Source organism: Secundilactobacillus similis DSM 23365 = JCM 2765 (assembly GCF_001311075.1).
Taxonomy (GTDB): domain Bacteria; phylum Bacillota; class Bacilli; order Lactobacillales; family Lactobacillaceae; genus Secundilactobacillus; species Secundilactobacillus similis.
On sequence record NZ_BBAD01000132.1, the window covers coordinates 1 to 5,248 of the forward strand.

General features: G+C 47.3%; 6 protein-coding genes. 4 read left to right on the plus strand and 2 right to left on the minus strand.

Translation table 11 applies throughout. The features are described 5' to 3' along the window. Positions 1-124: 124 nt before the first annotated feature. Positions 125-757, minus strand: coding sequence for a DNA-directed RNA polymerase subunit delta (gene rpoE / locus JCM2765_RS15925; protein WP_054737526.1), 633 nt, complete (start codon positions 755-757; stop codon positions 125-127). A gap of 44 nt (positions 758-801) precedes the next feature. Further along, positions 802-1,245 carry a YwiB family protein gene (locus JCM2765_RS15930; RefSeq protein WP_054737527.1) on the minus strand — a complete coding sequence of 148 codons (444 nt, stop codon included), beginning with the start codon at positions 1,243-1,245 and terminating at the stop codon, positions 802-804. Positions 1,246-1,538: 293 nt separating this feature from the next. Between JCM2765_RS15930 and JCM2765_RS18475 the strand changes: the two genes are divergently transcribed. From JCM2765_RS18475 to yidA, 4 genes are all read left to right on the plus strand, one after another. After that, complete coding sequence (locus JCM2765_RS18475; RefSeq protein ID WP_225352145.1) at positions 1,539-1,892, plus strand: lipoyl protein ligase domain-containing protein; 354 nt, start codon at positions 1,539-1,541, stop codon at positions 1,890-1,892. After that, positions 1,892-2,191 carry a lipoyl protein ligase domain-containing protein gene (locus tag JCM2765_RS18480; RefSeq protein WP_225352146.1) on the plus strand — a complete coding sequence of 100 codons (300 nt, stop codon included), beginning with the start codon at positions 1,892-1,894 and terminating at the stop codon, positions 2,189-2,191. Before JCM2765_RS18475 ends, JCM2765_RS18480 begins: the two co-directional genes overlap by 1 nt. A 199-nt stretch (positions 2,192-2,390) precedes the next feature. After that, the gene (locus JCM2765_RS15940) at positions 2,391-3,740 is read left to right on the plus strand and encodes an HD domain-containing protein (protein ID WP_054737528.1); all 1,350 of its coding nucleotides are present in this window, start codon (positions 2,391-2,393) and stop codon (positions 3,738-3,740) included. Between the two features lie 17 nt (positions 3,741-3,757). Continuing rightward, complete coding sequence (gene yidA / locus JCM2765_RS15945; RefSeq protein WP_054737529.1) at positions 3,758-4,567, plus strand: sugar-phosphatase; 810 nt, start codon at positions 3,758-3,760, stop codon at positions 4,565-4,567. The last annotated feature ends 681 nt before the right edge of the window (positions 4,568-5,248 follow it).

Here is a 5,248-nt window from a genome sequence, read left to right on the forward strand (position 1 = left end):
TTGGCCAAAACCAGCCAATTTCGCTTGGGTGCCCTTATACTCCACTCCTTAACCGCTTTTCTTTACGCTCTACAAAAAAAGTCCCCAGAATCTCTCCTGGCGGGCTTTCATTTAATGATCAAATTTAGTTTTCAGACTCGTCGTCATCGTCGCCGAATTCGTCGTCGCTAAATTCAGATAGTTGCCCTTCGATACCATCTGGCATCTCATCAGCAGCATCTTCACCAGCGTCGCTACCATCATCGATGTCAGCTAAGTCAGCTTGGTACTTGCCAAGTTCCTTAGTGTCATCTTCTTCAGCGTCGTCATCCTCATCATAGTCGCCGTCTAAGTCGTCTTCATCAACGTCAACGTCGTCTTGATCTTCTGGATCGTCATCATCGTAGTCGATCACGTCATCATCATCTGACGTGTCAGCTAAGAAGGCGTTAACCTTCTTACGTTTCTTCGTCCGTGGATGATCCTCATCCTCTTCAGAACCGATCGTTGCTTCATCAATCGATTCGAATGGATACCAGGTCCGTAAACCCCAGAGGTTATCACCTAACGAAATGAAACTACCATCAATGTTCATATCAGTATAGAACTGAGAAAGCCGCTCGCGAATTTCCTTATCCGAATCGCCCAGGTATGCCTGAACCTCATTGGCTAAGTCAACAAACGGCATGGCATCCCCACGTTCAGCTAAGATGGCGTGAGCTACTTCAATCATCGATAATTCGTTTTTGTTTTGGCCTTCAAAGACTTTTAATTCCAAACTGGTGCACGTCCCTTCCACAGTCTACTAAAAACTATACTCGATTAGACCGTAAATTGCAATCGAATCTCGTAATTTCCTAATAATTGTTGCCCAACATACAGTTGATAATCAATTGCAGCCTCTCCGCCAAATGGTCGTTCATGGAAGCCAACGCGCAATTGTGGCGTCACCGTTTCGACTGGCACAATGCCATACGGGGTGCGATAAGTCGCTCGAATCCGCTTGCCAGCACTAAAGTGCATCCGCAACCGATTTTCACCATTTCGCGTTAACGACACATCGCCATTTGGCAAAAACTTAATTGTCACGGGAACTGGCTCGCCTTGATTATCTTCTTGGGGTTCACGGTACCGTAAGTAAATTGTCTCCCCAATTTGGACAATTTGGCCCTCAACATCAAGTACGTAATCGGAAGCCTCACCGTCTTGAACCGTATGAGTGGCTAGGTGAATACCTACTGGAATGCTAGTTGATAGATCATCCATGCGTGAACCTTCCTTCCTTATAGTTATACTGGATAATTATAACGCTTTTTTTAAGAAAAGGCACCAATTAGCGTGCGGAACAACTCAGGTGATGGTTGGTTGCTCAAAAAATAATCGTTAACGATGGTACCGCACCATTTTTTAACCAAGACCCTAACTTGAAAAGTCCTGTTTTTCTAAATACCGCCGGCCCTAGTCTCAACACAAAATGTGGTCTAGTCCAAAATTCTTGGTGATTCTCACTCCCATATTGTATAATTAAAAAGAACCGTTTTGACAATCGAGGTAAAACTATGACAAATCAGCAGCTTTTTTCATCATTGCAACTCATCGATACCCCACTGACAGCAACCGATAAACTCGCCGCATTTGGTCTCACCAACGCCCTGCTTGACGTTGCGGCCACTCAAAACACGGCTATTTTACACTTTTGGACGTTGCCGCCGACCTTGATCCTTGGATTAAAGGACCGGCACTTGCCCGCACTAACGGCCGCTTTAGGCGATGTCGCTAGCCAAGGCTATGACTATTTCATCCGCAATTCTGGCGGCTTAGCCGTTGTCAGCGATGGTGGGATTCTTAACGTCTCCCTCTTCATTCCGCAACTGACCGACGACCACCTGTCCGTTGACGATGGTTACGCCTGATGAAACGGGTGATGCAACAGACTTTTCCAAGCTTAACCATTGAAAATTACGAGATCACCCATTCCTACTGTCCGGGTGACTTTGACTTAAGCGTTGACGGTAAAAAAATCGCCGGTATCTCACAACGACGAAGTCCAAGCGCACTAGTCGTGATGGCCTATCTCAGCGTTTCGGGTGACCAGCAGTTTCGTGGCAAACTCGTCAAACAGTTCTACGAAACTGGCTTGAACGACCAGCCTAATACTTGGGGCTTCCCCGATGTCTGGCCAGAGTCCATGATCAACGTTGCAGATGCCTGAAGCAACCCTTAACGCTGGACGATGTTAAAGGTGCCATCCGCAATACCTTTGAACAATCGGGCATCGCAATTGATACGACTAGTCTCACCCAAACGATGCAAACACCGGACTTCCAAGCCCTCTACGCTAAAGAACTTCAGAAAATGACCAAACGTCAAATTGGGCTTTAACCCACTAATTAAAGGAGGTTGTCGTCAGATTGGCATACCGAGACGAACGCCTTCCCCGTGAAAAAGTGCTCCGGGACCCCGTTCACAACTACATTTATATTCAGCACCGTGTCATCTTGGATTTGATCAACACGAAGGAGTTTCAACGTTTACGCCGAATCAAACAACTCGGAACGGCCTCCCTCGTTTTTCACGGTGCCGAACACACCCGTTTCACCCATTCACTGGGTGTTTACGAAATCACGCGTCAGATTTGCGATAATTTTAAACGCAATTATCCCAGTCAAACCGCTGGCGATGGCCTTTGGGACGACCGCGAACGGTTAGTGGCGCTGTGTGCGGCGTTGCTCCACGATATTGGTCATGGGCCATATAGTCATACGTTTGAACATATTTTCCAAACTGATCACGAGGCAATCACCGCCGCTATTTTGACTAACCCCACAACGGAAGTCAATCAAGTGCTTCGCGCGGTTGGCCCTAATTTTCCAGAACAGGTCGCATCGGTGATCCAAAAGACCTATCCGAATCCACAAGTCGTCCAAATGATCTCTAGTCAAATTGACGCCGATCGGATGGACTATCTGCTCCGAGATGCGTACCATACTGGTACCAAATACGGCACGTTTGACCTCACCCGAATTCTTCGGGTTATGCGGCCCTACCACGATGGCATCGCCTTTAACTTCAACGGCATGCACGCAGTGGAAGACTACATCGTTAGCCGGTTCCAGATGTACCAACAAATCTACTTCCACCCGGTATCACGATCCATGGAGGTGATCCTTGGTCATCTGCTTACCCGCGCCAAGGAAATTTATAGCGATCCTGAAGCCGCTCATGGCGCCGCAGCCCCGTACCTATTATTTCCATTCTTCCAGCACCAGTTCGACTTGGAAGATTACCTCCTACTGGATGATGGGACGCTCACCACGTATTTTGCTCACTGGCGTCAATCTTCGGATCCAATTCTCAGTGATTTATCACACCGGTTCTTGGATCGCAAGCCACTGAAGTCAGCCGTATTTACCGACCAAACTAAGGCTAAGTTGCCACTGCTTCGAAGCCTTATCGAAAAGGCCGGCTTCAATACCCAGTACTATACGGACACGAATAACAGCTACGACCTCCCCTACGACGCGTACGATCCAAAGATGAAAAAGCCACTCACCCAAATCGAACTGATGGAACGTGATGGCAACCTCGTCGAACTATCGACCGTTAGCAGTCTGGTTAACGCGATTACCGGTAAATTCACTGGTGATCAACGGTTCTTCTTCCCCCGGGAAATGATTCATCCCGAACCCGGCAATGTTGATCTCTTTGACCCCATTTACAACCAATTTCAACAACATTTACACAATGACAATATTATCTAACTCAAAGGAGAATTTTAATGGCAATCAAACTTATCGCAATCGACATCGACGGCACTCTGGTAGACGACCAAAAACAACTTCACCAACGGACGATCGACACGATCACCAAAGCGCGGGAACAAGGCATTAAAGTTGTGCTTTGTACCGGCCGACCAATTACTGGGGTGCAACAGTACCTCGATCCACTCAACATTTCTGGTGATGACGAATACGTGGTCACGTTTAACGGTAGCTTAGCCCAGACCATCTCAGGTCGGATCATCGTTAAGCACAACTTGAGCACCGATGACTATTACGATTTGGAACTACTGGCTCGCAAACACAATATCCACTTCCACATGGAAACCCTCGATCACATCTACACGGCTAACCGCGATCTAAGTGGTTACACCATCGCTGAAAGTTTCCTCGTTCGGATGCCAATTCGTTTCCGGATGCCAGAGGAAATCACGGACGACCTTACGATTTCCAAAGCGATGTTCGTTGATGATCCAGAATTACTTACCCCATTCATCAATGACTTCCCTCAAGAATACCGTGATCGGTTCTACGTGGTTCAAAGTGAACCATTCTTCTTTGAAGCCATGAACAAGAACGCCAGCAAAGGCAACGCCGTCGCTGAACTTGCCACTCAACTCGGCTTTACCGCTGACGAAGTGATGGCCATCGGTGACCAAGGCAACGACCTCACCATGGTCAAATACGCCGGCACCGGCGTTGCCATGGGCAACGCCATCGACGAACTCAAGCAGACCGCTCAGTTCATCACCAAAACTAACGAAGAAGACGGCGTTGCTTACGCTATTGAAAAATTTGCGTTGAAGTAATGCTTAACCTTAAAAAACGTTTCTCTGAATACCATCAGGGAAACGTTTTTTTATTGTCGATTGTGTCCAGCGTAAGCATTCTTCTGTTTAGTTTGTGAAGTTTGATTTGCGTGAACTGTCGATTCCGGTCAGCGGCTAGGTTCCTGCTGTGGGGCCGGCCTGAGCCAAAGAGCGGTCTCAGTCCTCGAATTCAAGCCTCGCTAAAACCCGTGCGAGTCTTGAATTCGTCCCCGATAATTGATGGTTGTTAGGAAAAACACCAACAACCACCAATTATCGCGACACAGCATCCACCTAGCCGCTGACCGGAATCTCATATTGCGCAATTTCTCATCACTGCAGACCGTCTCAAGCGCTTAACTACGGGATTACAACGACTGACGTTGATTCGACAAACGTCCAGATCAATCAGCAATCGGCGATTCATATTACGATGGCTGAATAACGATGCATTCTGAATAACGATGCATTCTGAATGTCAGTACAACTGCATTAGGTTCACGTAAACATAGCACATACCTGGCAGATTTAGTTTCACGCAATCGTTGGTTCATTGCGGTTACTGAACATTGACCACAATCGTTTATTGCGGTTGTCGAGTTACCACTGAACGTTGCGGTTACACAGGTTCATCAACTTCATAATATGACGGTCAGCTGTTGTGATTGCTAACAGCGCACC

Coding starts and splice junctions, on each gene's coding strand:
- JCM2765_RS15930 (WP_054737527.1), bottom strand. CDS start 1,245: ATGGATGATCTATCAACTAGCATTCCAGTAGGTATTCACCTAGCCACT.
- yidA (WP_054737529.1), top strand. CDS start 3,758: ATGGCAATCAAACTTATCGCAATCGACATCGACGGCACTCTGGTAGAC.
- JCM2765_RS18480 (WP_225352146.1), top strand. CDS start 1,892: ATGAAACGGGTGATGCAACAGACTTTTCCAAGCTTAACCATTGAAAAT.
- JCM2765_RS18475 (WP_225352145.1), top strand. CDS start 1,539: ATGACAAATCAGCAGCTTTTTTCATCATTGCAACTCATCGATACCCCA.